General features: G+C 67.9%; 22 protein-coding genes and 4 pseudogenes. 6 read left to right on the top strand and 20 right to left on the bottom strand.

All coding sequences use genetic code 11. The features are described 5' to 3' along the window. Positions 1–18: 18 nt before the first annotated feature. From OHA88_RS43865 to OHA88_RS43855, 3 genes are all read right to left on the bottom strand, one after another. On the bottom strand, positions 19–1,107 hold the full coding sequence (locus tag OHA88_RS43865; RefSeq protein ID WP_328623718.1) for an alkene reductase: 1,089 nt from the start codon (positions 1,105–1,107) through the stop codon (positions 19–21). Between the two features lie 85 nt (positions 1,108–1,192). Further along, a complete protein-coding gene (locus OHA88_RS43860) occupies positions 1,193–1,795 on the bottom strand; it encodes an NADPH-dependent F420 reductase (RefSeq protein ID WP_425900939.1) in 603 nt (200 codons plus the stop codon). 20 nt (positions 1,796–1,815) lie between these two features. Further along, entirely contained in the window at positions 1,816–2,826 is a 1,011-nt protein-coding gene (locus tag OHA88_RS43855; protein WP_328623719.1) for a zinc-binding dehydrogenase, read from the bottom strand. Positions 2,827–2,933: 107 nt separating this feature from the next. Here OHA88_RS43855 and OHA88_RS43850 point away from each other — a divergent pair, with 107 nt between their 5' ends. Further along, the gene (locus OHA88_RS43850; protein WP_327128861.1) at positions 2,934–3,590 is read left to right on the top strand and encodes a TetR/AcrR family transcriptional regulator; all 657 of its coding nucleotides are present in this window, start codon (positions 2,934–2,936) and stop codon (positions 3,588–3,590) included. 198 nt (positions 3,591–3,788) lie between these two features. On the opposite strand, the pseudogene OHA88_RS43845 reads toward OHA88_RS43850, so the two are convergent. From OHA88_RS43845 to OHA88_RS43835, 3 genes and pseudogenes are all read right to left on the bottom strand, one after another. Beyond that, positions 3,789–5,084, bottom strand: a pseudogene (locus tag OHA88_RS43845) (NF041680 family putative transposase); the annotation flags it as partial. 148 nt (positions 5,085–5,232) lie between these two features. Continuing rightward, entirely contained in the window at positions 5,233–6,423 is a 1,191-nt protein-coding gene (locus OHA88_RS43840; protein ID WP_328623720.1) for an IS110 family transposase, read from the bottom strand. 661 nt (positions 6,424–7,084) lie between these two features. Beyond that, positions 7,085–7,681 (bottom strand): TetR/AcrR family transcriptional regulator, encoded by a 597-nt coding sequence (locus OHA88_RS43835; RefSeq protein WP_313935013.1) that lies wholly within the window; start codon positions 7,679–7,681, stop codon positions 7,085–7,087. Positions 7,682–8,395: 714 nt separating this feature from the next. On the opposite strand from OHA88_RS43835, the pseudogene OHA88_RS43825 reads away from it, so the two are divergent. After that, a pseudogene (locus OHA88_RS43825) lies at positions 8,396–8,815 on the top strand (NAD(P)-binding domain-containing protein); the annotation flags it as partial. Next, positions 8,810–9,304, top strand: coding sequence for a hypothetical protein (locus OHA88_RS43820; protein ID WP_443044397.1), 495 nt, complete (start codon positions 8,810–8,812; stop codon positions 9,302–9,304). The pseudogene OHA88_RS43825 and the gene OHA88_RS43820, both read left to right, overlap by 6 nt. 73 nt (positions 9,305–9,377) lie before the next feature. Here the strand turns inward: OHA88_RS43820 and OHA88_RS43815 are convergent, their stop codons facing one another. The 5 genes and pseudogenes from OHA88_RS43815 to OHA88_RS43795 all read right to left on the bottom strand — a co-directional run bounded on the left by OHA88_RS43815 (position 9,378) and on the right by OHA88_RS43795 (position 11,482). Beyond that, positions 9,378–9,560, bottom strand: a complete 183-nt coding sequence (locus OHA88_RS43815) for a hypothetical protein (RefSeq protein ID WP_328623721.1) — start codon at positions 9,558–9,560, stop codon at positions 9,378–9,380. Between the two features lie 30 nt (positions 9,561–9,590). Beyond that, positions 9,591–10,145: an SMI1/KNR4 family protein gene (locus OHA88_RS43810; RefSeq protein WP_328623722.1), complete on the bottom strand. Its 555-nt coding sequence runs from the start codon at positions 10,143–10,145 to the stop codon at positions 9,591–9,593. Continuing rightward, positions 10,088–10,269 (bottom strand): annotated as a pseudogene (locus OHA88_RS43805) (mycothiol transferase); the annotation flags it as partial. The gene OHA88_RS43810 and the pseudogene OHA88_RS43805, both read right to left, overlap by 58 nt. A 439-nt stretch (positions 10,270–10,708) precedes the next feature. After that, positions 10,709–10,915, bottom strand: a complete 207-nt coding sequence (locus tag OHA88_RS43800; protein WP_328623723.1) for a hypothetical protein — start codon at positions 10,913–10,915, stop codon at positions 10,709–10,711. Positions 10,916–11,107: 192 nt separating this feature from the next. Then, positions 11,108–11,482 (bottom strand): hypothetical protein, encoded by a 375-nt coding sequence (locus tag OHA88_RS43795; RefSeq protein ID WP_328623724.1) that lies wholly within the window; start codon positions 11,480–11,482, stop codon positions 11,108–11,110. A 386-nt stretch (positions 11,483–11,868) separates the two neighbouring features. On the opposite strand from OHA88_RS43795, the gene OHA88_RS43790 reads away from it, so the two are divergent. Together OHA88_RS43790 and OHA88_RS43785 are read left to right on the top strand one after the other, a co-directional pair. Further along, positions 11,869–12,348, top strand: a complete 480-nt coding sequence (locus tag OHA88_RS43790; RefSeq protein WP_328623725.1) for a MarR family winged helix-turn-helix transcriptional regulator — start codon at positions 11,869–11,871, stop codon at positions 12,346–12,348. 64 nt (positions 12,349–12,412) lie between these two features. Then, complete coding sequence (locus OHA88_RS43785; RefSeq protein ID WP_328623726.1) at positions 12,413–12,676, top strand: BlaI/MecI/CopY family transcriptional regulator; 264 nt, start codon at positions 12,413–12,415, stop codon at positions 12,674–12,676. 500 nt (positions 12,677–13,176) lie between these two features. Here the strand turns inward: OHA88_RS43785 and OHA88_RS43780 are convergent, their stop codons facing one another. Genes OHA88_RS43780 through OHA88_RS43770 form a run of 3 tightly spaced genes read right to left on the bottom strand, consistent with a single transcriptional unit; the run spans position 13,177 to position 16,680 of the window. Beyond that, on the bottom strand, positions 13,177–13,893 hold the full coding sequence (locus OHA88_RS43780) for a helix-turn-helix domain containing protein (protein ID WP_328623727.1): 717 nt from the start codon (positions 13,891–13,893) through the stop codon (positions 13,177–13,179). After that, a complete protein-coding gene (locus OHA88_RS43775) occupies positions 13,893–16,055 on the bottom strand; it encodes a hypothetical protein (protein ID WP_328623728.1) in 2,163 nt (720 codons plus the stop codon). Before OHA88_RS43775 ends, OHA88_RS43780 begins: the two co-directional genes overlap by 1 nt. 22 nt (positions 16,056–16,077) lie before the next feature. Next, the gene (locus tag OHA88_RS43770; RefSeq protein WP_328623729.1) at positions 16,078–16,680 is read right to left on the bottom strand and encodes a helix-turn-helix domain-containing protein; all 603 of its coding nucleotides are present in this window, start codon (positions 16,678–16,680) and stop codon (positions 16,078–16,080) included. Between the two features lie 329 nt (positions 16,681–17,009). Here OHA88_RS43770 and OHA88_RS43765 point away from each other — a divergent pair, with 329 nt between their 5' ends. Beyond that, positions 17,010–18,527: a restriction endonuclease gene (locus OHA88_RS43765; protein ID WP_328623730.1), complete on the top strand. Its 1,518-nt coding sequence runs from the start codon at positions 17,010–17,012 to the stop codon at positions 18,525–18,527. A 159-nt stretch (positions 18,528–18,686) separates the two neighbouring features. Here OHA88_RS43765 and tpg read toward each other — a convergent pair. The 6 genes and pseudogenes from tpg to OHA88_RS43735 form a co-directional block, all read right to left on the bottom strand. After that, a pseudogene (tpg, locus tag OHA88_RS43760) lies at positions 18,687–18,983 on the bottom strand (telomere-protecting terminal protein Tpg); the annotation flags it as partial. A 113-nt stretch (positions 18,984–19,096) separates the two neighbouring features. Next, positions 19,097–20,230, bottom strand: a complete 1,134-nt coding sequence (locus OHA88_RS43755; protein ID WP_328623695.1) for an IS630 family transposase — start codon at positions 20,228–20,230, stop codon at positions 19,097–19,099. Positions 20,231–20,326: 96 nt separating this feature from the next. Beyond that, a complete protein-coding gene (locus tag OHA88_RS43750) occupies positions 20,327–21,385 on the bottom strand; it encodes a LacI family DNA-binding transcriptional regulator (protein ID WP_328623732.1) in 1,059 nt (352 codons plus the stop codon). Next, positions 21,382–22,467 (bottom strand): Gfo/Idh/MocA family protein, encoded by a 1,086-nt coding sequence (locus OHA88_RS43745; protein ID WP_328623733.1) that lies wholly within the window; start codon positions 22,465–22,467, stop codon positions 21,382–21,384. The genes OHA88_RS43750 and OHA88_RS43745 overlap by 4 nt, the downstream gene beginning before the upstream one ends. Before the next feature lie 304 nt (positions 22,468–22,771). After that, positions 22,772–23,152, bottom strand: coding sequence for a muconolactone Delta-isomerase (locus OHA88_RS43740; protein WP_328623734.1), 381 nt, complete (start codon positions 23,150–23,152; stop codon positions 22,772–22,774). A gap of 11 nt (positions 23,153–23,163) precedes the next feature. Continuing rightward, positions 23,164–23,634, bottom strand: a complete 471-nt coding sequence (locus OHA88_RS43735; protein ID WP_328623735.1) for a VOC family protein — start codon at positions 23,632–23,634, stop codon at positions 23,164–23,166. Positions 23,635–23,650 lie beyond the last annotated feature (16 nt).

Raw genomic sequence — 23,650 nt, 5'->3', positions numbered from 1 at the left:
GCAGGAAGACGTAGTTGCTCAGTTGGCGGTGAAGGCGGGGTAGTCGGTGTAGCCCTCGCTGTGACCGGCGTAGTAGGTGCCCCGGTCGCCGTCGGCCAGCGGGTGGCCCTGCGCGAAGCGCTCGACCAGGTCGGGGTTGGCGATGAAAGGCTCGGCGAAGGAGACCGCGTTGACGATCCCGTGGTCGAGGATCTCGTTGCCGAGGGCCTGGGTGAAGCCGAGGTTGGCGACGATGTTGCCCTGGTAGTGGGCGCGGTAGCGGGAGAAGAGGGCGATGCGCTCCTCGATGGTGCCGGGGGTGCCCAGGAGGTGCAGGTAGGCCAGGTTGCTGTCGCTGAGCTTCTTGAACAGCTGGTCGTAGTCGGCGAGTGCCTCCTCGTCCGCGGTGAACGTGCCTCCGTTGTCCCAGGTCGGGGACATCTTCACGCTGACGCGGTCGCTGCCCCACACGTCACTGACGGCGTCGAGGATGTCGAGGAGGAACTGGGCCCGCTTCTCGCTGCTGCCTCCGTAGGCGTCGGTGCGCTGGTTGAGACGGGGGTTGAGGAACTGCGGGATCAATTGGGATTGCTGGGCGTGGATTTCCACGCCGTCGAAGCCGGCGCGGCGGGCGTTCTCGGCCGCACGGCGGTAGTCGGCGATGGTGGCGGCGATCTCAGCGGCGGTGTAGGCGCGCGGGGTGACGGTGTCCTTCGGCCCGGAGGGGGTGAAGGACTTCTCGCCGGGGTTGATGGCCGAAGGTCCGGCGGGCAGGCGGCCGCCGAAGTGGTCGGGGTGGGAGGCCGCGCCGACGTGGCCGAACTGGGAGACGATCCGCCCGCCCGCCTCGTGGACGGCTTCGGTGACCTTCACCCAGCCGGCGGTCTGCGTGTCGCTGTAGATGCCGGGGACGTTGATGAAGCCGATCGCGTCGGTGTTGACCCAGGTTCCCTCGGTGACGATCAGGCCGGCGCCGGCGCGCTGTGCGTAGTAGGTCGCGTGCAGGTCGGTGGGGGCCAGCTCGGCATTCTGAGCGCGGGCGCGGGTCATGGGGGCCATGACGACACTGTTGGGGAGCTCCAGCGCGCCGAGGCGGACGGGCTGCAGCAGGGGCTGGGTGGTGGTCATGAGTAACTTCCTTGTACTGAGGGGGGTGGATGAGCACTGAGGGGGGTGGATGAGGAGGAGAGCGGGGAATGGGCGAGGGCCCGGCTCAGTCCTGTTTGAGGGCGTGGAGGCCGGAGAGTGGGCCGCCGAGCTGCATGAGGCGTCCGCCCTCGCGCAAGGAGCCGAGGTCGACGGGGGCGAAGCCGAAGGCGGCGGTGAGGTCCTTGACGGTGGTCTTGGCGTCGGCGTCGTCACCGGCGAGGAACAGCACCTGGCGTCCGGCCCGGTGGCGCGGGTCGGCGGCGATGTACTGGCCGTAGAGGGTGTTGAACGCCTTGACGACGCGGGCTCCGGGCAGCAGTGAGGCGACGTGTTCGCTGCCGGTCAGCTCGCCCAGGTCGGCGATCATCATGGGCGGGGGCGGGGAGGCGAACTGGTTGGTGGCGTCGATGACGATGCGCCCGTCGAAGGGTGGCAGGCCGGCTACCGCGTCCGGGATCTGGGGCCAGCCGACTGCGAGCACGACGAGTTCCGCCGCGGCGGCTTCGTCCGGGGTGCCGGCGTGGGCGAGCGGTCCGAGTTCGTCGGCGAGGCCGGCCAGGGAGGCGGGGCCGCGGCTGTTGCTCAGCACGACCTGATGGCCGTGGGCCACGGCGTGGCGGGCGATGGCCTGGGCGACGGTTCCGGCGCCCAGGGTTCCGATCTTCATGGCGGTGCCCTTCGTGGGGTTCAGGGTGCGGGGCTGGTGAGCAGGACGGTTCCGCTCTTGCCGGGGCGGCGGACATGGTCGATGGCCTTCGCGAAGTCGGCGAGGTCGTAGCTGGCGGCGACCTCGAAGAGTTCCGGGGCGGTCGCGGCCAGACGGGCGGCGAAGGCGACGTCCTCGGCCCGGTCCTCAGGCGTGCGGGCGGCCATCCACTGGAAGATGGACGTGCCCCGCACGGTCAGAGCCCGCGGGGTCAGCGCGAGCGACTCCAGCGGCGTGCTGCCGGAACCGAGCCCTCCGTAGGTGATCAGCGTACCGCCGTCGGCGAGCAGCCCGGCCAGCTCACCGGTCAGGGATCCGCCCACCGCGTCCAGTACGACCTGGGCACCCCGGCCGCCGGTCGCGTCCTGGACCTGAGTGCGCCAGTTGGCGTCGGCCGTCGAGATGGTCGGCAGTCCGGGGAAGCGCTGCCGCAAGGTCTGCGCCCCCGTGGCACTGCGTACCAGGTTGACCAGCTCGATGCCGTGCTTGAGTGCTGCGGCGCTGACCAGCTTTCCCACCGACGAACCGGCGGCCGTCTGCACCACCGGACCGGCCTGGCCGTGCTGGGCGTCCTCGACCGCCCGCAGCAAGGAGAGCAGGGTCAGCGGGTTGACCAGCATCAAAGCCGCGGTCTCGTCGCTGAGGTCCTCGGGCACCGGCACCACAAGATCGGTCGGCGCCGTGACGAGTTCGCTCCACGCGCCCGGCACCGGGAAGAACGCCACCCGCTGACCGGGCCGCAGATCCTGCACACCCACGCCGACGGTCTCGATGACGCCCATTCCCTCCACGCCGGGAATCCGTGGCGTGGCGAACCGCTGCCGCGGCCCACCCGGAAGGCCCTCCACTCCCGCCAGGTCGCCGGGGTGGATCGGCCGGGACAGCACCCGCACCTGCACCTGCCCGGCCGCGGGCGCAGCAGGGGCCGGCTGCTCGCTCAGGCGTAGTACCTGCCCGGCTTCTCCGTGCCGGTCGTAGGCGATGGCGCGCATGACGCTCTCTTTCCGAACTATTGATGATGGTCATCATTGAAACTGTCCTGCTATGATGAGAGGCATCATTAAAAATGTCAAATCGAGAGCGACGCGAGAGGACGGCCATGCCGCGGATCACCAAGGAGGACAAGGCCCGCAACCGGCAGAACATCCTCGAAGCGGCGAGCCGCATGTTTCGCTCGCAGGGCATCGACGCGGTCGGCATCGCCGAGCTGATGAAGGAAGCCGGACTCACCCACGGCGGCTTCTACAACCACTTCGCCTCCAAGAACGACCTGGTCGTGGAGGTGTGCGGCGCCTCCTACGCCGCCTCGCTCGGGGGCCTGGCCCGGACGATCGAGGACGGTCCGGGCCAGGCCGGCTCTCCGCTGGAGCGGGTCGTGGCCGGGTATCTGTCCACCGCGCACCGTGACGCCCCGGACGGCGGCTGTCCCTCCGCCTCCCTGGTCACCGACGCCGGACGGCACAGCGAAGCCGTACAGAGCGCATACGCCGAAGGCGTCGAGGGTTACCTCACCGGCTTCGCCGCCGAGTTCCTGCGCGAAACCGAGGACAAGGGCCACCAGCCCGACCCGGCCGAGGCCCGCCACAGGGCCATCCGCCTGCTCAGCGAAATGGTCGGCGCGCTGATGCTCGCCCGCGCCGTATGCCACGTCGAGCCCGAGCTCTCCGACGAGATCCTGCAGACCAGCCGCAGCCACGCCCTCGACCGATACGACTCAGGGCCGCTGCCGGACGTGGAACCGAGGCGTTCGCGATAGACGGCCCGGCCCCGACAGGCACAGGAACGGACACGCCCCCTACCAGGCCGATCGGCCCGACCTGGTTGAGGGCTCCACTCCTGCGCGCCGTCTTCGTCGAGCTCGATCGCATCCGGGTCACGCAGCGGACGTAGACCCACGCACGGAACGGAGGCGTTGAAACTGTAGCGGCCCAGGACAAACAGAGTTCTCGCCAACGGCCGGGCAGGCGAGATGAGCGCGGATGTTCCTGAACCCGCGGCGGACTCGGGCCGGGGTGAGCCGGTCGGGTGCGGCGGCTTTCTCCCAGGGGCGGCGGAGGTCTTCGGCGAGCGGACGGGCAAGTCGGAGCTGGGTGTAAGCGACGATCAGAATCCAGGTCCAGCGGTCCGCGGCTTCGGGGGTACGGAGTTTCGGGGTGGTCCAGCCGAGGGTCTGCTTCGCGAAGCGGAAGGTGTGCTCCAGATCGAAGCGACGGAGAAAAGCCTGCCAGAAGCGGTTTACGTCGTCCGGGGTAGCGCCGGTCTTCGAGGACCAAAACCACACCGGCGGGGCGTCCCGTTCCTTCGAGAGGTGCTCGACCTTCAGTCGGATCAACGTGCCCTCAATCAGGGGTAGTTCGCCGTCATGGTCGAGCCAGGAAGAGCGGTGAGTGAGCCTTGGGTGGACCCGGTCCCAGGCCTGGGTTTCGGCCTTGCCGTAGTTGGTGGTGTCAGTGACGGTCGTGATTGCGGGCTCGGGCCAGGTCTTCGGCTCGGTGAAGCGGAATTCCGGGCCGTGTTTGGGCGGACGGCCGTTGACGCCGTGCATCCTCGGCGGCCTCGGCAGACGCAAGACGCGGTCGGAGCGGACCCGGCCGACCAGCTCGACGGGGAGGTCACGCATGACCCAGGCCAGGCGGGTGACGTCATAGCCGGCGTCGCTGACGATCACGATATGAGGGTCACCGGCCTGCCACTGGCCCGCGGCGATGAGCCGCTCCACGACGCCCCGCAGCTGGGCGGCGGTGACCGCGGTCGCGTCGTCCGCCGGTCCGAGCCGGACCGCGTCCAGGATCGCGGTCCAGGACGTGGCGCCCGGCTCTAGCACGGCGACGAAGGAGTAGGGCCAGCCCGGAATGAACTGCGATGCCGACTTCGCACGGCCGTAGACGTGGCAGAACAGCCGCTCTGCCGAGCACGGCGCGTCCGAGCGAAGCCACGGCGACACATCAACCGCCAGAACCAGGCGCCCGCCGTCGAAACGCGGCAGTGACAGGTCGGCCAGTACTGTCCTCAGCCGACCGACATCGATCCGGCCATGGTTCAGCCCGCCGTACATCGCTCCGTGCCCACGACGATGCTCGGGCAGCAGCGTCAAGTCCACCGGGGACTTCACCGCACCGTCCGCACACAGCACCGCGTCCACCAGCTCGAACAACTCGTCCGCCGAGCGGTCAGACACTCGTAGAACTCTCCCCGGAAGCGTGACACCTCCGCGAACGTCCCTCCGGACAGCATCAGGCAGCAGACTCACCTCACGGCCTTCGTCTTGGTCACGTGCACCTTGGTCGGAGCACATGATCAGACGAAGGCCGCCCCCACGTCCGGCGAATCCCCAGGTGAGCGACCCAGTTCGAGACGCCATTCAAGGGCGAGAGATAAAGAACTTCCCAATGACGATGTCAAGCCGCTGCCGTGACGGTTGGTAGGGCCTCGTAACATGCTCCGTCGCGGATCATGGCCCACAGGACATTGGCTCGTCGACGAGCCAGAGCGAGCAAGGCTTGCTTGTGGCCCTTCCCCTCGTTGCGCTTTCGTGCGTAGTAGGCCTGGGAGGCGGAGCAGGTTCTCAGGCTGGCCATCGCGGAGAGATAGAAGGCCCGGAGCAGGCCTCGGTGGTAGCGGCGTGGGCGGCGCATGTTGCCGCTGACGCGTCCGGAGTCCCGCGGCACGGGTGAGAGGCCGGCGAAGGACGCCAGGCGGTCGGCCGTGCCGAAAGTTTCCATGTCTCCGCCGGTAGCGGCGATGAACTCGGCACCGAGGAGGGAGCCCATGCCAGGCAGGCTCCGGATCACCGTAGCGTGTCGGTGCTCGCTGAACCGGCCCTCGATGAGCGCGTCGAGTTCGGCGATCTCCTCGTTGAGAGCCAGCACGCCCTTGGCGATCCGGGCCACCATGGCGGCCGCGAGAGTCTCACCCGGCAGTGCGGTGTGCTGCGACTTGGCCGCCTCGACGGCCGTCTCGGCGAGCGCTGCTGCATTCTTCACCTTGCGGTTCTTCAGCCAGGTTCCGATCCGGCTGGCCCCGCTGCGGCGGATCGCGGCCGGCGCCTGGTAACCGGTCAGCAGCACGACCGGACCCTTCTTGCTCAAGTTCAACGCCCGCTCCAGAGCAGGGAAGAACTCAAGTAGCTGAGCTCGCAGTCGGTTGGTCTGACGGGTGCGGTCGTTGACCAGGTCAAGGCGGCGGGCGGTCAGGGTGCGCAGGTCGACGGCTATCTCGTCACCGGGCCGCAGGAGACCGAGGTCCTGGCGCATACGTGCCTGGTCAGCGATGACGAACGCGTCCTTCTCGTCCGTCTTGCCCTGACCCCGGTAGGCCGTCGACGCCTGGTGCACGGCGAGGCCGGTGATGTAGACCATCGGCTGCCGGTGGTTGAGCAGAAGGCCGATCAACAGCGCGGCGCCGCCATGGTTGATGTCCACCGCCCACAGGGCGTCCTCGCACAGCGCGAGTACGTCTGCGATGAGCTCCAGCAGAGCCTGTTCGTCGTTGAAAACTCGGCGGGAAAGGAGGCGTTCGCCTCGCTCGTCGACCACCACACAGTGGTGGTGTTCCTTGCCGATGTCCACTCCGGCCCAGATCTGGGGCACGGGTCACCTCCGCCAGCTCGTCGTCACACACGGACCCGCAGACGACCTCGCCGACGTTGTCCTACACAGCGATCAAGTCGCGTATCCCAATTAGCGGTCGAGTCGTCGCGGGGCTCCGGGCGGCCAAGTTCTTTGAGCCATGGAACGGCGACAAGCTCACAGCCATACCCAGAACCCCCGGGCCCGCTGATCTTACGAAGGACCAGCTCAGACCCACGCTTGGAAGGTAGGACAAGCTGAGACTACGCGGACCGCTTCCCACCGCTACCTGCCGCAGACCCGTCCGGCAGGGTGGGGCGAACGTTGCTTGATGCGGCACTGCTGAGGTTTTCAGGGTGGAGTCGGTGGGTCGATTGCCACAGCTTTCGGTGAGCCCCCCTCCGTAATGCTGCCGTGCGCGGCAGACGTTTGGCTCACAGGCGAGACCCGATCATCGCCGGCGCACGAGTCATGCCGGTCAGGTCAGGTGCTCAGTCGAGCACCCGCAAAGGGTCCGCGCCCACCGTCTGGAACGCCTGCGTCCGAGCCCGAAGAACTGGAGTCCCTGGACACCCCTGGTGGAGGGATTCGGGACTTTACGTCGACGCTACTTCACACCGTCCCGGACTTCTTGCACGTCAGGCCCTACCTGCAGTCCTGACGGCGTGGCGTGGCGGGGCCGTCAGCCTGTGGGGCGGGGCAGTACGGCGAGGGCGGTGCGGGCTATGTCTGTCAGCGTCTCCTCGTTCGCTCCGGCCTTGCCCAGTGCTTCGATGCCGCGCAGTACGGCGAGCACCAGCGCGGCCAGCTTTCCGGGGTCCGCGTCCGCGGCGAGGTCGCCGTTGCGCTGGCAGGCGGCGATGTCGTCCTCCAGCAGTGCGCGCAGTGCCTCGATGGCCGCGTGCGCCCGCTTGGCCACCGTCTTGTCGTGTTCAGTCAGCTCGGCGGCGCCTTTGGCCAGGAGGCATCCGCGCTGAGCGGTGTCTGCGGCGGTGGCCGCCGCCACCGCGTGGACGTAAGCGGACAGCCGCGCGTACGCGTTCTTGTCGTCACCGCGCAGGTGCTGGGCGGTGGCGTCGACGATCGCGCGGCAGTACTCCTCGAACACGCGCTGGAACAGCTCCTGCTTTCCGCCGAACGCGCCGTACAGGCTGCCTTTGCCGAGGCCCGTCGCCGCGGCGATGTCGTCCATGCGCGTCGCGGCGTACCCGCCCGCCCAGAACAGCTCCCGGACGGTGTCCAGCACCTGCTGCTCGTCGAACTTTCGAGGTCGTGCCATGGGGGCAAGCCTACGCATACTTGACTGGTTCGTCCACAATGGTTAGCCTTATGGACGATCCAGTCAAGAACTGAGGAGTGGGCGCAGCCTGACGGAAGTACTCGCAGGCAAGGTGGCGGTCGTCACTGGGGCCAACAGCGGTATCGGGCTCGCCATCGCCAGGCGGTTCGCCGCAGCGACGTTCCTGGCCTCGGACGCCTCCAGCTTCGTCAACGGCGACGACTGGTTCATCGACAGAGGCCAGGCCCAAATCTCACCACACCCCCTCAAACCTGGCCTCGGACGCCTCCAGCTTCGTCAACGGCGACGACTGGTTCGCCGACAGAGGCCAGGCCCAAATCTCACCACACCCCCTCAAACCTGGCCTCGGACGCCTCCAGCTTCGTCAACGGCGACGACTGGTTCGCCGACAGAGGCCAGGCCCAAATCTCACCACACCCCCTCAAACCTGGCCTCGGACGCCTCCAGCTTCGTCAACGGCGACGAGCCCATGACCCACCGCAGAGCAACACCGAGAGTCACGTCCATGCCGATCACCTGCACGACCATTCCCCCTGCCCGACTGCGCCGGATCCGCCTCCCCGGCACCGTGTCCGCGCTGCAGGCCGTTTCCGCCACGGCACGAAGCTGCCGGCCAGGCCTACAGGTCCCCCGCAGCTGCCCGCACCCTCACGCGGCCATCCCCGACTCCGCCACCACAGACAAGGAACAGCCATGACTGCAACCGCGCACGTCGGCGTCCCCGGCCTGTCCGTGATGGGCCGCAATCTCGCCCGCAACGGCTACACCGTGGCCGTCCACAACCGCACCCCGGCGCGGACCCACGCCTTCGTCGAGCAGTTCGGCGACGAAGGAACGTTCGTCCCGGCCGAGTCCACGAAGGAGAGCTGGTCGCCTCACTACAGCGACCACGGCGCCTGATCATCATGGTGCAGGCCGGAGACCCACCGACGCAGTCATCGACGAACTCGCACCCCTGCTCGATCCCGGAGACGTACTGGTGGACGGGGCAACGCCCACTTCGCCGACACCCGCCGCCGTGAAGCGGCCCTGCGCGCCCGCGGCATCCACTTCGCCAGCGTGGACATCTCCGGCGGCGAGGAAGGCGCCCTCCACGGCCCCAGCATCATGTCGGGCGGCTCGGAAGAGGCCTATCAGCTGCTCTCCCCCCTTCTGGAAGACATCGCCGCCACCGCCCCGGACAGCGCCCGCACCGTCGCCCACCTCGGTCCCGACGGCGCCGGTCACTTCGTGAAGATGGTCCACAACGGCATCGAGTACGCCGACATGCAGCTCATCGCCGAGGCCTACCATCTGCTGCGGCACACCGCCGGATACGAGCCGTCCCAGATCGCGGAGATCTCCCGGACCTGGAACACCGGCCGCCTCAACTCCTACCTCATCGAAGTCACCGCCGAAGTCCTCGCCCACACGGACAGCTCCACCGGGCTCCCCTTCGTCGACATCGTCGCCGACAGCGCCGGACAGAAGGGCACCGGACGCTGGACCGTACAGACCGCCCTCGACCGAGACGCGCGGCTCGTACGCGTGTTCGGTCGACCGCTTGCACATCGGCGATCTCGACGATGTACTCACGGTGGGTTGGTCCGGCCTGCCGGCTGATGCTGGAGCCGATCTTGAGGGGGTATCCGGCGTCCGGGGAGAGGTGCTCGTCGACGAGCTCGTCCGCTCGGAGTCACAGGGTGATGCGGCGCAGGTGGGTCAGGTCGACGCCGGTGGCGTCCACGCGATAGGCCGCTCCAGCGTGTGAGTGCAGGAAGCCGCTGCCGGGGGTGATGTCTGCTTCGACGGTGAGGGCGAGCGGGTTTTGAGCGGAAGTACTGAGGCGGCCGCGGGAGTGTCCTTCGGGACGTGCCACCCTCAGCTGCTGTCTTCCACCCTTCCCCGGTCAGACATCAGTCGTGGGTATGTCTTCGCTGTCGAAGTCACTGGCGGAGGTAAGGCCCTCGACGAAGGATCGGAAATCCGAGGCGAGGGCCAGCTCTTCATTGCGATCGGCGTCGAACCACGTCACCGATGGTTCCCCATGTCGGCCGGATGACCGATAGTCGAGCGCAATCCAGTAGTGCCCGCCGCCGGAGAGGAGCACGGCAGGCGCGGGAAGACCCCATTCCTCGATCAGGTACGGACTGTCCAGCAGAGAGACCGCGTGTTCGCGGTCGCCGATGCCCATCAAGTGGTCGAAAGGGATGTGATCGGCGCTCCAGGAAGTCGGCTTGACTGTCGGGAAGGCGTTCCGGTCGGCTGCGGACTCGCCCCCGTTCTGAGTGCGCAGCAGGTCAAGAAGCGAAGTCGGGAGCGTGACACCGAGCAATCGCTCGGCGTTGCGCACCTCCTTATCAGTGAGCGGCTGGTGTACTCCGTAGCTGCTGCGGGGCTTCCAGGCATGTGGGAGATCAGACCGGCCATCGTCATCACCGGTGAGGTCGGGAGGACCGGGCAATGCGCGTCCTCGTCGCTCAGGCCCTCATGTCCAGCGCAGGATCTGCCGCTGCAGGTCCAGCCAACCGATGACCGCGGTGCATTCCCGCTTGGAGCGGGGGCGGGCGTTGCACGTCCGATGTCATGCCGCCGCACGCTACCGGTGCGGTCGGGAAGGGGCACCCGAAGTTACGGCCCCTCCGTGATAATGATCTTCGTCACGGTGCCATCGACTCGAAGAGCTCGCTTTCGCGGTGGGCCGCCTTGCCCGACCCGTTGGTGAGTCACGGCCGAGGGCGTCGTGGAGCGCGCCGAATGCGGTGCGGAGGAGGGGCACCGGGAGCGAAAGGTTCTGAGCCGGGACGGGAGCTGTTCTTGCGCAGGAGCGCTGGGCGCGCGGTGTGCGAGGCAGACGCACGGCCGACTCGTCTCGCAAGCGCCAGAGTTGGTTGCCCCCTCCGGCGTCGACCCAGCGCAGGTCGACGGGGCCCGGATGCAGGTCACGCAGCAGGGCGCGGACCGGTGATTCGTCGATGTCGGAGCCGTCCGCGGGACTTGGTGTCGTGGAGCGGCACTGGCGGTGCTTCAGTCCTGAGCGGCCGCGGGGGGGGTGTCGAGTGGGCGGCGGTGGGCGCCCAGGCCAGGTGCGGCGATGGAGGTGAGGCCTTCACTGGCGGGCCGGCCGCGGTGCCGTCCGGTGCTGGAGGCGGCGGCCGACTGTCGGCGCCGCACCGCTACGAAGGCGTTGTTGAGCAGTCCGCCGGACTTCGTCGTCGGCATGGTCTTGAGCATGGTGTTCTCCGGGTCTTTCGGTGTGCCGGCGGTATCGGGGCAGGACGAGGGGCGGGAGCCGGCTGGTGCCGGGCCGTGCGAGGACGGGACGGCTCGGCACCGGCGAGGCTCCCTGCCCTGGCGGCCGGGACGTCGTCGTCCGGTCGCCGGGGCGCGCGTGGTCCGGCGGGGTATGCCGGATCCGGTCGCGCCTCAGCGGACGGGCCCGTGGCCGTAGGACAGCCAGACGGTCACCCAGTGGCCGTGGCTCCAGCGGGCCAGGCGGTGGCCGTCGAACCGGTAGAGCTTGCCGTCATACCCGTGCCAGTACTGCACGCCGTGGTGGCCGTAGTCGTAGTGGTGACGGATCTCGTCGTTCCAGCGCCGGTCGTCGTTCCAGCGCCGGCTGTCGTTCCCGGCGCGATCGGCGTTCCTGTCCCATGCCGTGCTGCTGACGGTCACGGTCTGCCGGTCCTGGCCGGAGGGCCGGGGAGCGGCGGAAGCGGAGCCCGTGGCGCCGAGCAGGGCGGTGCCGGCGAGCGCCACCGAGGCGGTGGAGGTGGCGATGATGCGCGTCCACTTGTTCATGACTGGTTCTCTCCTTGCTGTGCCCCGGTGTGCGGGGCGTCGGACGACGGTCCGGCCGGTGGGCCGGTCCCCGTCGTGCGGGGGCGATTCCGCGGGGCCGCCGGGGCGGAGTTCCTGGTTCGCAGGCGCTGGATCCGTGAGGGCCGGCGTTGCTGTGAATCGCTGCTGAATGGAACCTAACAGATGGTTGATGGTGGTCAATGGTTTATGGGGTGTGACCATCGCCTCGCGCAAGGAATCCGGAGAAGTGGAATAACCTGGCCTGAACATCCGCCGCCGAGGAGAGCGGGCGCGTCGGATCATCGCGTCCTCGCGCGCGCGAAAATCGTTGAGAGTCATGGATTACCAGACCCTCACGATGGTTGTCGTCGTGCTATGGTGGAGGTATGGCAGTGAACGAGATCACGGTTGAGGGTGCTGCCGGCGGCGACCCGTTGGAGCAGCTCGGTTTCCTGCTGGCCCGGCACGGCGCCATCGCCAACAGCCGCGTCCAGCGCGCCTTCGACTCCTGCGGCCTGGCGCCGCGGGCGGGAGCCACGCTGATGCTGCTCGGCGGATGCGGATCCATGGGGCAGCAAGGTCTCGTCGCGGCGCTCGAGGTGGATCCGAGCATCATGGTCGCGATCCTCAACGACCTGGAGTCCGCGCAGCTCGTCGAGCGCCGTCGCGACCCGGCCGACCGGCGCCGCCACATCGTCACCATCACCGACCGCGGGCGCGGCGTCCTGGCCGAGGCCCGGGCCGCGGTGGACGAGGTCGAGCGGTGCCTCTGCGGCGACCTGTCCCCGGAGGAGATCGCGGTGCTCCGCGGACTCCTGGCCCGCGTGCGCACCTCGCGGGGCGACGAGGTCCGCTCCGAGGAGTGACCCCGGCGCCCGTTCCGGCCCCCGTCCGCGCAGCGGAACGGGAAAAGTACAGCGCGCACTATCCATGTGCGGCCCTGCCATAGCTCTGACTGTCTCCTGCAGATCGCGCCTGAACGAGCCGCGGTCCGCCACCGAGATCTCCGCCGCGCTCACTCAGGCCCACCCTGACCGCGGCGTCAAGACCACCGCGGTGCGTACCACCCTCGAAGGACTGGTCGCCAAGAGCCAGGCTCAGCGCACCAAGCAGGGCCCGTCCGTCTTCTACACCGCGACGGCCGCCTCGGAGGCTGCTGCGGCCGGCTCCCAGCAGGAGGCAGTGGCCGGCTGAGCACTCTCAGGAGCGCCCATCTCATCGCCGCTAGGCCGCGGACCGACGGCGCCCCGGGCCGGAACAAGGGCCCGTGTTGTCACCATCCACGGCCCCCGAGTGCTAGCCGCCTGCGCCGTCGCGGATACCGTGCACACCCGAGACTCAAAGACCGCTGGAGCGGTATGCGGGCAAGAAGAGAGGGGCAGTGGCCATGATGTGGCGAGTGCCCCTTCAAGTTGAAAAGAGTCTATTGCGGTCCGCGCCGAGACGCATTCCCCCCGGGCAAGGCGGCCCACCCCCGCTGCACCGCGTCTACGACAAGCCGCTGGAAGCCGTCTCGCCGTGGACGGGGGGACAAGGGGCAGGGCCTGGGGTGATCACGAGGTTCGTTTCGCGGCCCAGGTCCGGCGCTGGCGTGTAGATGCTGAATTTCGGCAGGAGTGCCGGGCAGCTGATGGGCATGCAGACCTAGCGGCTCCTTCAGCGTCGCGACCAGTGGCTGCCAGGCTCCGTGCTGGTCAGCGGGGGCGCCAGGTGCGGATCTCGAGGTGGGTGATGTGGGCGTCGGGGTGGATGCGCCCGTTTTGGACGAGCCATTGGTGGACGGCTGAGGTGACGTCGCCGCCTGCTTGGTCCACGCGGTGGGCGAAGTCTGCGGCATCGAAGCCGCCGGTGGTGGCGGAGCCGTAGGAGCGTTCTTCGGTGTGGTCGGCGCGTTGGATGACGTCGCGGCGGATGCCGGGTGAGTCGGTGCGACTGCCGGAGGCGTGGAGGTAGCTGGTCTTGGCCATGCGGACGGTGAAGGCCATGCGGAGGCCTTGGTTGGCGGCTTCTGCGATGAGTGGGCGGAGGCGGGCGGAACCGGAGGCGATGGCTTGTGCGCCGGCGCGGCCGGTGCCGGTTCCGGTGGGGGTGATGAGGACGGCTTTGGTGCGGACGCGGGCTCTGGTGCCCGTGGCGGTGGTGCGGCGGGTGATGTGTCGTGCGGCGAGGGTGGCGAGTTCCGTGGTGTCGGTGATGCCCGCGGTTTGCACGGCGGCGAGGACGTGGGTGAGGGCGGGGACGAAGGCTGCGCCTTTGTGTTTTGTATAGAACTGGGAGACGAGGGAGGGGTCTCGGTTGATGATGCGGGCGATGTCGCGTTTGGTGTAGCCGTGGGCCTGGAGCTGGTCGGCGAGTCGGGCTGCTTCGTTGAGTTGTGGTTCCGGGGTCCGGCGTCGAGCACGGGGTGGCATCAGGCCTCCTGGTTGGTGCGGGGTTGGTGGAGGGCTGTGCGGGCGTGGTCGCGCAGGGCGAGGAGTTCGTCTTCGGTGGTGGGTGCGGGGACGGGGCCGGTGAGGTGGCCTTTGTGGAGGTAGTCGCCGGGCTGCCCGTGGTAGGGCCAGTTCTGGGGCTGGGTGAGGTAGACGGCGTCGGTGCGGAAGGCGATAACGGTGCCGGGCGGGGCGTGGAGGGCCCCGGCGTAGGTGTCGTCGTCGCGGTGTCGCTGGGAGAGCAGGGCGACGCGGGCGGAGGACCAGATGTGGGCGGCCCATTCCGGGTGGGCGTTGGGGTCGCGGGTGAAGCCGGTGGGGCGTTGCCAGGTGATGGTGTCGTTGTCGAAGCCGATGATTTCGGCGTCCGGGGGGACGTCGCGCTCGTGGGTGCGGGGGGTGGTGCCGGTGACGGTGCGGGGTCGTTGGGCGAAGGCGCCGATGCCGTAGAGGAGGATCGCGCGGACGGCACGGGAGGCGAGGTGGGCGGCGGTGCGCTGTGCGGGGTCGCCGTTGAGGTCGGCTTGGGCGGTGAGGGATGCCCAGGCTTCTTTGAGTTTCTTGGACCAGTCGTCCAGTGGTTTGCCGTCGTCGAAGAGGATGCCGTCGAGGATTTCGATCTTCCACGGCCCACGGGGGTTGGACAGGGCGGTGTGGATTTCGGGTCCGCCGGCCCAGGTGGTGAACGTGGTTCCCGGGGTGGCCGGGTAGTGCCAGGCGCGGTCGCCGGGGGCGGGCGCGGGGAGGATCCCGACGTGGTTCCAGGTGTCGGGGACGGTGACGCGGACGTGCCAGTGGCCGCAGGCGAACAGGGCCTTGGTCTGTTCCTTCTGTGACCAGGAGGCAAAGGTGGCGGCGGTGACGCGGCGGGGTGTGCCGACGCCGGATTTCCAGGTGTGTTTGGCGTAGGCGAAGGTGCGGTCGTACTCGGCCAGGCCGGGAAGCTGTTCAGGGACGCGGGGCGGGGTGATGAGTTCCGTGCGGCCCTGTCCGGCGGTGGCGTGGAACAGGCCGCGGAGCTCTTCGGACAGGACGGGGTAGCCGTCGGCGTACTGGCCCTTGGTGGGGATGGTGCGGGTCCACAGGTCGCGGCCGGTCTGGGAGGGGGATCCCATGATGACGGCGTCGGGCCAGTGGTGGCGCAGGGCCTTCCACAGCAGGACGAACGCGTCCCGGATGATGGCGGGTTCGGCGCCCTCGGTGTCGAACCACTCCCCCGCTGAGCGGATTTCGACGTGGTGTTCGCCGTCGGCGCGCTGGTAGCGGCCGACGGGGTTGCGGGGGTGGACGAAGTGTCCGGCCATGCGGTCCTTGCCGCGGCCGGTGTCGGTGCGCCACCCGGGAGTGTCGGCGTTCAGCCAGGCGGCGACTGCGTCCTTGAGGAAGGGGTGCTGGTCGGCCTGGTGGTGCCAGGGAGTTCCGGCGGTGATGTAGATCCGTTCGACGCCGCCGGGCAGAGCGTGGAAGACCGTGTTCAGGATTTCGGCGGCACTGGCGGTCGGCAGGTCCAGGCGGAAGGTCTGGTCGCGGTGGACCAGCACGCCCGCATCAGTGTCGAGGAAGACGGTGCTGCGGGCCTGCTGGGTGAAGTTCGGGTGGGTGGAGGCCAGGTTCGCTGTGTGGGTGAACCACCGGTCGCCGTCGGGGCCTTGAGGGATGCCGGGAAGAGTGCGCTGCTCCCCGGTACGGTTGGGAGGAGTCGGCGCAGTCTGCGGTGCCGCTGCTGGCGGAGCAGCAGCGGGGGGTGCTGAGGGTGGTTCGGGCTCCGACGCCGGCTGGGGGACCGGGCGGGTCATGGCCGGGGCAACTGTGCCGGTCTGGGCGGGTTCCTCTTCGGCGACGTTGACCGGTGCCGTCTCGGCGGCGGGTTCGGGGGCCGGAGGCACTGTGGCGGTCTCCGCTGCTGATACGTTGCCGGCGAGCCGGTTCGGGGCAAGGATCGGGGCGATCGCCACGACGTCAGCGAGGCTCAGCCCGGCTGCGGGTGCGATGCGTTCGGCTTTCGCCTTCTCGTATCCGGCCAGCGCGGTGATCTGCCGGGCGCGGTCCGTTTCCAGTTTCGCGAGCGCGGCCTGGGTCTTCTTGATGTCGTCGCGCAGGGCGCGCAAGTCGGCGAGTTGCGCGTTGTAGGTCTTTGCGTCCATCACGATCCCTTGTGCCTGCAGGTCAGTTGGCGGAACGGTTACCGGTTGCGACGTACGCGATGGCGCCGCCCGAGTGCGAAGTGAGGCGGGTGCCCAGGAGGAGGTCCGCCACGTCACGGTCGGTTTGCTGCGGTGCGGTCAGGTGCTTGACGGGTGTGGCCAGGTCGGTGAGGTATCCGGCGAGGACTGCGTCCGGGAATGCGTGTCGTCCGCCCTCACCTCTCTCCCAGGTGTCCAAGCCGGTCAGGACGGCCACGACGTACCCCGACAGAGTCACCGGCAGCACTCCCCCGGCGGCCACACTGGCGGCGTCGCAGCGCCACCAGCCTTTCAGGCTCCTGAGGAGATCCTCGGGGCCGAGGGCAGATGCGTATCCGATCCACTGCCGGTCGGTGTCGCCGACTCGGCGTGCCACGTCGACGCGCAGCACCCCGAGTTCTTTGGCATCCAGGTGGTGCAAGGGGGCGTGGGGGCGTTCCTGCAGGGCTTGAACGACCCAGAGAGGCGTCATCACACGGACGCCGCGGCGGGAGAGACCGGGAAGCACGCCTGCATTGACGAGGCGACGGAAGGTGGTGACTGCGCAGCCCAGTTCCTCGGCGGCCTGTCCCGTCGTGAGCAGCATTGCCTGTCTCCCTGGGGACGCGTGCCTGTGCCGTGCCTGGACGATATCGGCACACACATCCCTCATGCAAGCCTGATCAGATATCTGAGTTGGGATGCTGTCATTGTGACGGTGGTCGGGTGATCTTGCGGTAGCGGGGGCATGTGGGCAGGGCCTCTCGGTTGGGGATGCGAATCCGATCCGTCGGCGGACACGTGAAGGTCTCAGCTCCCCGGGTGTCTCAAAGTCGCCCACCGAGCCACCTCTTGAGCCATCAAGCAAGTCATTCGGATTGACGGTCCGTGCCGCAGGGCAGCTCTCCTTCTTCGGTCTGTAACAAAGGGGGGCGGATGGCTCGCAGGAAGTCTCTGGCGGCGCAGTTGGTGCAGACATATCGGGATGCGCAGGAGGCGAAGGCCGCTGCTGCCAAGCGGGCCGAGGCAGAGCGTGATCGTCAGGCCCGCGCGGCGGAACGGGAGGCCGCTCAGCGCGCCAAGGAGGAGGCCAGGCGGGAACGTGAGCGGGCCCAGGCCTGGGTCCGTACGCAGAAGGAGAAGGAAGCTCAGCGTTCCGCCGAGTCCCGGAAGGCCGAGCAGATCGTCCGGGATCTGGAGAAGCGTGAGGCAGCCCGGGCCAAGGAGGCTGAGCAGAGGAAGCGGGCCGAAGCGCGTGAGAGGACGGCGGCAGAACGGCGTGCGAAGCAGGAGATGAGCGACCGCCTGCGTCAGGAGGCGACTCTCAAGACAGCTGAGGTCGAGACACAAGTGGATCGCTTGATGTCCGTACTCCACACACGGCCTGGTGGTCTTCGCACGCTCCGACTGCGGGTGGAAGAAGCTTTCAGCGAAGGTGGCTCCGATGGCCTGACCGGCTGCGTGGAGGAGACGCTCAGCAGAGTTGTCTACCCCGACGGTCTTCGCGGTGGGCGTCGCGTGGCTTTCGCGCCGGAAGCGAGGGAGTTGGTCCTGGAAGTCGAACTGCCTGGCCAGGTGGTAGTGCCGGCTGTCACGCAGTACCGGTACAAGGCATCCGCACCTGCGGCAGTGGTGCCGCAGCCACGGAAAGAGGCCGAGTGCAAGGCCATGTATAGAGACCTCGTCGCACGGCTCGCTTTGAGGGCCATCGACGAGGCCTTCACGGTGGCCCCGCCCTCACTGGTCGACGTGGTGGCGTTCAACGGGCACGTCCACGCCAAGGACCGCGCCACCGGGAAAGCCATCCGGCCCTGTCTGATCAGTCTGAGGGCGAGCCGGGACACGTTCGAGGACCTCGTCCTGGACGAGCCGGAACTCGACCCGGTTCAGAGCCTGCACTTCCTCAACGCCATCGTCTCCCAGCACCCCTACGACCTGGAACCCGTCCGGCCCGTGGTCACCTTCGACCTCGCCAAGTACAAATTGGCTCCTGAGCGCGATGTCGTCGCCGGGCTGGACAGCCGGCCCGACCTCGTCACGCTGGATCCCATCGAGTTCGAGCACCTCATCCGGCGTCTCTTCGAGAAGATCGGCCTCAAGTCCTGGGTCACCCAGGCCTCCCGCGACGACGGAGTCGATGCCGTGGCCGTCAACGAGGAACCCCTCATCGGCGGCCTGTGCATCATCCAGGCCAAACGCTCCAAGAACGCCGTGCCCGCCGAAGCCGTACGCGCACTCGCCGGCGTCATGCACGACAAAGCCGCCGCCAAAGGCATCGTCGTCACCACCGCATGGTTCGGCAAAGCCAGCTGGGACTTCGCCCACCGCACCGGCCGCATGGAACTCATCGACGGCCGCCACCTCAAAGCCCTCCTCCTCGAGCACCTCGGCATCGACGCACTCATTGGCCTGCCCAAACTCCCACCCGGTTGGGAAACCCGCGACCTCACCTGACACCAAAGGGAGCGGCTCTGGAGGTCCGGGCAACCAGCAGCATGACGGATCCGGTGGCCAGTTGGGCTCACGTGCCACACCCTTGGGCACGAGCGGCCGCGGGCTGCGCGTCATCGACGCCCTCAGAGCGTCTGGGCACATATCAGCGCAATTCAACTATCAGTAGGAGAACTCGATGTAGTCGATGTCAGTGAGCTGCACCATGTGTAGGCCGCCGGTGGGTGAGACCTTGAAATAGGCCTCGCCGACGGCGTCTCCGACGATGGTGCGGAGTTCGTGTTCGTCCCCGTTGCGGTACCGGGCTTGGAACAGCCGGGCCGCGTAGGCGGTGGGCAGGTGTTCGGAGATATGGCGCATCCGGCCGTCGTCAGAACTGCCGGCTGCTCCGGTGAACCCGAACCAGGCTCTGAAGTGCACCCACATGCCCTGATGCTGGTGGTTGAGGACCTTTTTATGGGCACGGCGGCGTTGCCCCTGCCGAAAACCTCATCCACCGAGGTCAGGCTGCATGCTGGTATTCGTGGAGAGTGCCGCCGAGGCGGTCGCGGCGGCGTATGTCTAGTGCCGCCTCAGGCAACGTTTGCCCTGTCGACGACGGCTTGTAGGTGCTGGTCGTCGGCATGGCGGTTTCGCCAGATGATGTAGCGGCGGATCATGCTGCCCTGTTCCTTGTGGTCGGCGTGGTCCGTGCCGTCCAGAGTGAAGTAGCGCAGGGCCGTGAACTGGGCCTCGATGCGGTTGAGCCAGGAGGAGTTGGTCGGTGTGTAGGCGATCTCGACGTTGTTCGCGGCAGCCCAGGTGCCGACCCGCTGGCACCTTTTCGTGGTCAGGTGCGGGGAGAAGTTGTCGGCCACGATCGCGATCCGGACGGTGTCCGGGTAGAGGCTGCGCAGGTAGCGGCAGAACTCCAGGAACTGGGTGCGCTTCTTGACCGGTTTGATGTGGCCGTAGAGCTTGTCCTTGGCCAGGTCCAGGGCGGCGAACAGGTGTCGCACCCCGCCGTAGCGGTTGTAGGTCGCTCGTCGCCGTCGGCGCGGTTCACGGTCGGGGTCCTTGTGTGTGCCGCCGCGCTCGGCCCACTGCCGGCCCGGGTGGGGCATCAGGTTGAGCGGCCCGAACTCGTCCATGCAGAAGATGACTTCGGGTTCGCCGTCCTCGGGTATAACCTCGCCGTCGGCGATGGCGTACAGGTGCTCGACCCGCGCTTTCTTGGCCGCGTAGTCCGGATCGCGTGAGGTCTTCCAGGTCTTCAGGCGTTGAAACGAGACGCCTTCCTCGCGGAGCAGGATGCGCAGGCCCTCGTGGCTGATGTCGTCGACCACCCCCTCGGCGACCAGGAAGTCCGCCAGCTTGGTCAGGCTCCAGGTCGAGAACGGCAGGTCGTGCTCGGTCGGCTTCGACTTCGCGATCTTCTTGATCTCACGGCGCTCCGGCAGCGTGAACGTCTTCGGCCGGCCACCGGAGTACTTCGGATACAGAGAGTCGAAGCCGTCGGCGTTGAAGTTGTGGATCACGTCCCGGACCCGGTCGTCGCTGGTGAACGACACCTCGGCGATCTTCGCCACCGGCATGCCCTGCGCGGACAGCAGCACCATCTGGGCCCGCCGCCAGGTCACCACCGACCCGGCGCCTCTGCGGATAATCCGCAGCAGTCGCCGCCCCTCATCATCATCGATCTCTCGGACACGCACTCGTTCTGGCACCCGGACAGAATGATGCCCACGCGCCGTCCACTACAGCACCCGGACGGCGCGTCACATCACAACAGGGCAAACGTTGCCTGATCCGGCACTAGCTAGCTAGGGCTTCTTCCCGCGGCGTCGTGGGGCGCGTGCGCTTGAGCCGCGCACGATCAGCTCGACCGCGTCGTCCACGATCTCCTCGATGGGGTCGTCAGGACTGCTGCCTGCCAGAAGTTCGACAGCGCGTCGGCCGAGGTCCTCCAGCGGCATCCGCACGGTGGTGAGCGGCGGTGTGAGATAGCTGGCCAGCGGGAGGTCGTGTACCGCCACCACCGACAGGTCGCGGGGCACCTCGACGCCCGCGGCGTGGGCGGCGTGGAGGGCGCCGATGGCCGATGCAACGTTGGCCACGAACACTGCGGTTGGAGGCTCGTCGAGCGCGAGTAGCGCGGCCATGGCCATAGCGCCGCCGGCGTGGGCGTAGTCGGCGTGGACGATGAGTCCGTCCTCGTGAGGCAACCCGTTTCGTTCCATCGCGGCGAGATAGCCGGCGCGGCGGCGTAGGGCGGTGTCTTCCCCGGTCGGGCCGGCCAGGTGTGCGATGCGGCGGTGCCCGAGCGCCGCCAGGTGTTCGACTGCTAGGTCACCGGCGCGCTCGTCATCGAGAATGACGCAACGTCGCGCCCAGCTTGCTCGCCGGTTGACGAGGAGCCAGGGCATTGCGACGTCGTTGAGTCTGTCGATCAGCGCTTTGTCGGTGTCGGTTCCTGCCAGTAGGAGCCCGTCAACCCGGCCCTGGCCGAGCAGGTCGATGTACTGGCGTGTCCCGGGCTTGTCGCCCGTAGCGCTGCCGGTGACCAAGACATATCCGAGCGTCGCAGCCGCTGCCTGAGCGCCCTTGATGATCTCGGCGTAGACAGGGTTGGCGAAATCCGGGATGAACAGTCCGAGCATGCCTGCTCGCGCGGTCCGTAGGCTGCGGCCGGCGGCGTTCGGGCGGTAGCGGAGTTGCTTGATGGCGGCGACCACGCGCTCGCGTGTCTCGGGCCGAACGGACAGGCGTGGGTCGCCGTTGATGACGCGAGAGACCACCGAAGGGTCGACTCCCACATGCGCCGCCACGTCCGCCAGGGTCACGCGCGCTTGACGACCGCCAGGCGAGGGCTTCGTAGTCATGAACTCTCCAGCGCCCGGCTCTCGCCGGTGTCCATCGAATCGTAGAGGGCGTGGAGCAGACGCAGGGTGTGCAGGTTGTCGCTGGCTGTGGTCTCGGGGGTGGATCCGGTGCTGATCGCCTTGAGCAGCGAGCCCATCGGGCCGGCGAAGGCGTCCGGTATCCATCGCGTCGTGACCGGGTAGGGCAGCCAGCCGTCGGTGGGAAGTATGCGGCTGTTGACTTCCAGGGTGTCTGGGCGCCCGTCGGGGTAGTTGTAGAGCAGACCGAGTGTGCCCTTGATGCTGCCCTCGCTGCCGTCGATGCGAAACAAGGCTTCCGGGTCTCCGGTCCTGTTCTCATGTGTGACGTGTACGAGCGCGCGCACGTCGCCAGGATATACAAGTGTGCTCATCGTTCGCGTCTCGCCCTTCGGAAGCTGGCCGGGGGTGCGGCTGCCGGTGCAGAACACGCGTACAGGATCGCCCAGAATGGAGCGGATGGCGTCGAGGTAGTGGATGGAGTGGAACATGATCTCCAGCCGGTCGGTCGTGAGCAGCCATTCCCAAGCGGTCCAGTCGGTGGCGATGTTGACCGTGACGGACATGGCGGTGGGGTGGCCGATCCATCCCGCCCGTACCATGGCGCGGGCAGCGGCGATGCCCTCGTCGAAGCGCAGCTGCTGGTTGACCGCGATCTGAAGGTCGAGTTTGCGGGCCAGCGCGACGAGTTCCTTGCCCGTTTCCTCGTCCGGGGCGAACGGCTTTTGGCACAGCAGGTGCTTACCCGCGCGCAATGCCTGACGGACGACAGCAGGTTGTGCCTGCGGGGCAACTGCAATGTCGACGACCTCTACACGCTCGTCGAGGAGGAGCTCATCCAGCGACCGGTAGACCTTCTCCACGCCGTGACGGGCCGCGACCTGGGCCGCACGGTCGGCATTGAGATCGTAGATGCCGACTACGTCGAGTCCGGCGCGACGGTAGGCGGGCAGGTGCGCGACGTCCACGATGACTCCCGCACCGACGATGGCGATCGGGCGCTTGTCCTGCTCCGCGACAGTGAGGTCGCAGGCCGCCGCGATCGGAGCAAACAGCTCAAGCATGTCTTTCCCTTCTGCCGGCTCTACCGGCCGGCCTCGGCCAGGCCGCGACACCCCGCCGCGAGAGCGCCGACCATGCGGCTCATCCCGTCGAGGTCAAACGATTGACTTGGTGGCATTGTAACTCTCAACTCAGAGCCCAACAAGCCCCGGTGAGAATCAGGAAGCCCTGCTGTGGTTTTACGCGTCGACGTCCCCGGAATCCAATTCGGCCACCCCATCCGTGCTTGCCTCGCTCGACCGTGCATGAGCACACCGCTGGTGGCAAATGCAGACTACGTAGGCCCGGGGTTCCGCAGAAGCCCCGTCACCTAGAGTCACAGCATGCGGACTGACCAGGGAGGATGCGGCAAGCGGACTTCTGCGGAACCTCGGCAGGCGGCCTGGCGCCGGGAGACGACTGCTGCGTCTCGTCGGACATCAGTGGGTGGGCGGCCAGGGTGGTGACCGTGACTGTCATCCAGGGCCAGGCCGGGAGACTGGCGAGGGCCGAGTGCAAGGCCTCGGCGCCGTCAACCGTCCAGATACCGACGTTGGCGAGGCGGCCCGGAAGCCGCCAAATCGCTTTGATGACACCATCCCGGCGCAGCTCGCGTCCCTGTGCGGACTCGCGCTCCAGCAGCGCGTTGCGCTCCGCCGGGGACATCGTCGCAGGGAGCTGGGTTTCCAACCGCACGAGGAACTCCATGGTGCCTCCGTTCACGGCAAGGGCGTTGTGCGGTGGGGTGGCTGAACGAGTTCGTGCACGATGTCGTCCGGCCCGTAGAAGTAGACCGTGCCTCCGCCCTTGTTCACACCGTCGGTGATCAGGTTCGGGGTGGAGAAGAACCGTACGCCGAGTGCACTGAGCCGGGCGTACTCGGCTTCGATGTCAGCGACGGCGAACGCGAGATGAGCCGCACCGGGATTGGCGATGTTGCGGTCGCCGCGTTCACCGCGCGGTGCAAGGTACTGCACGAGTTCGAGGTGGTGTCCGGACACCTGCACGCCCTCGCCGATTCGCAGCTGGGCGATGCGCAGATGCGCGTCGGGGTAGGCGACGAGCTTTCGGGTGTACTCGTTGCTCTGCTCCTGCCGGTGAACACAGGTACATCCGAGGGCGTCGACGTAGAAGGCGACGGCCGCATCGAGGTCGGAGACGGTGAAGCTGAAGTGCCAGACAGCCAGCATGTGTACGTTCTCCGGT

Source organism: Streptomyces sp. NBC_00353 (assembly GCF_036108815.1).
In the GTDB taxonomy this organism is placed as follows: domain Bacteria; phylum Actinomycetota; class Actinomycetes; order Streptomycetales; family Streptomycetaceae; genus Streptomyces.
This window is presented reverse-complemented; position numbering and strand designations above follow the sequence as displayed.

What these genes read in the sequence shown, in the direction of transcription:
- OHA88_RS43865 (WP_328623718.1), bottom strand. Translation starts at nt 1,107, where the DNA reads ATGACCACCACCCAGCCCCTGCTGCAGCCCGTCCGCCTCGGCGCGCTG.
- OHA88_RS43860 (WP_425900939.1), bottom strand. Translation starts at nt 1,795, where the DNA reads ATGAAGATCGGAACCCTGGGCGCCGGAACCGTCGCCCAGGCCATCGCC.
- OHA88_RS43855 (WP_328623719.1), bottom strand. Translation starts at nt 2,826, where the DNA reads ATGCGCGCCATCGCCTACGACCGGCACGGAGAAGCCGGGCAGGTACTA.
- OHA88_RS43850 (WP_327128861.1), top strand. Translation starts at nt 2,934, where the DNA reads ATGCCGCGGATCACCAAGGAGGACAAGGCCCGCAACCGGCAGAACATC.
- OHA88_RS43835 (WP_313935013.1), bottom strand. Translation starts at nt 7,681, where the DNA reads ATGGCACGACCTCGAAAGTTCGACGAGCAGCAGGTGCTGGACACCGTC.
- OHA88_RS43820 (WP_443044397.1), top strand. Translation starts at nt 8,810, where the DNA reads ATGTCGGGCGGCTCGGAAGAGGCCTATCAGCTGCTCTCCCCCCTTCTG.
- OHA88_RS43800 (WP_328623723.1), bottom strand. Translation starts at nt 10,915, where the DNA reads ATGCTCAAGACCATGCCGACGACGAAGTCCGGCGGACTGCTCAACAAC.
- OHA88_RS43795 (WP_328623724.1), bottom strand. Translation starts at nt 11,482, where the DNA reads ATGAACAAGTGGACGCGCATCATCGCCACCTCCACCGCCTCGGTGGCG.
- OHA88_RS43790 (WP_328623725.1), top strand. Translation starts at nt 11,869, where the DNA reads ATGGCAGTGAACGAGATCACGGTTGAGGGTGCTGCCGGCGGCGACCCG.
- OHA88_RS43785 (WP_328623726.1), top strand. Translation starts at nt 12,413, where the DNA reads ATGTGCGGCCCTGCCATAGCTCTGACTGTCTCCTGCAGATCGCGCCTG.
- OHA88_RS43780 (WP_328623727.1), bottom strand. Translation starts at nt 13,893, where the DNA reads ATGCCACCCCGTGCTCGACGCCGGACCCCGGAACCACAACTCAACGAA.
- OHA88_RS43775 (WP_328623728.1), bottom strand. Translation starts at nt 16,055, where the DNA reads ATGGACGCAAAGACCTACAACGCGCAACTCGCCGACTTGCGCGCCCTG.
- OHA88_RS43770 (WP_328623729.1), bottom strand. Translation starts at nt 16,680, where the DNA reads ATGCTGCTCACGACGGGACAGGCCGCCGAGGAACTGGGCTGCGCAGTC.
- OHA88_RS43765 (WP_328623730.1), top strand. Translation starts at nt 17,010, where the DNA reads ATGGCTCGCAGGAAGTCTCTGGCGGCGCAGTTGGTGCAGACATATCGG.
- OHA88_RS43750 (WP_328623732.1), bottom strand. Translation starts at nt 21,385, where the DNA reads ATGACTACGAAGCCCTCGCCTGGCGGTCGTCAAGCGCGCGTGACCCTG.
- OHA88_RS43745 (WP_328623733.1), bottom strand. Translation starts at nt 22,467, where the DNA reads ATGCTTGAGCTGTTTGCTCCGATCGCGGCGGCCTGCGACCTCACTGTC.
- OHA88_RS43740 (WP_328623734.1), bottom strand. Translation starts at nt 23,152, where the DNA reads ATGGAGTTCCTCGTGCGGTTGGAAACCCAGCTCCCTGCGACGATGTCC.
- OHA88_RS43735 (WP_328623735.1), bottom strand. Translation starts at nt 23,634, where the DNA reads ATGCTGGCTGTCTGGCACTTCAGCTTCACCGTCTCCGACCTCGATGCG.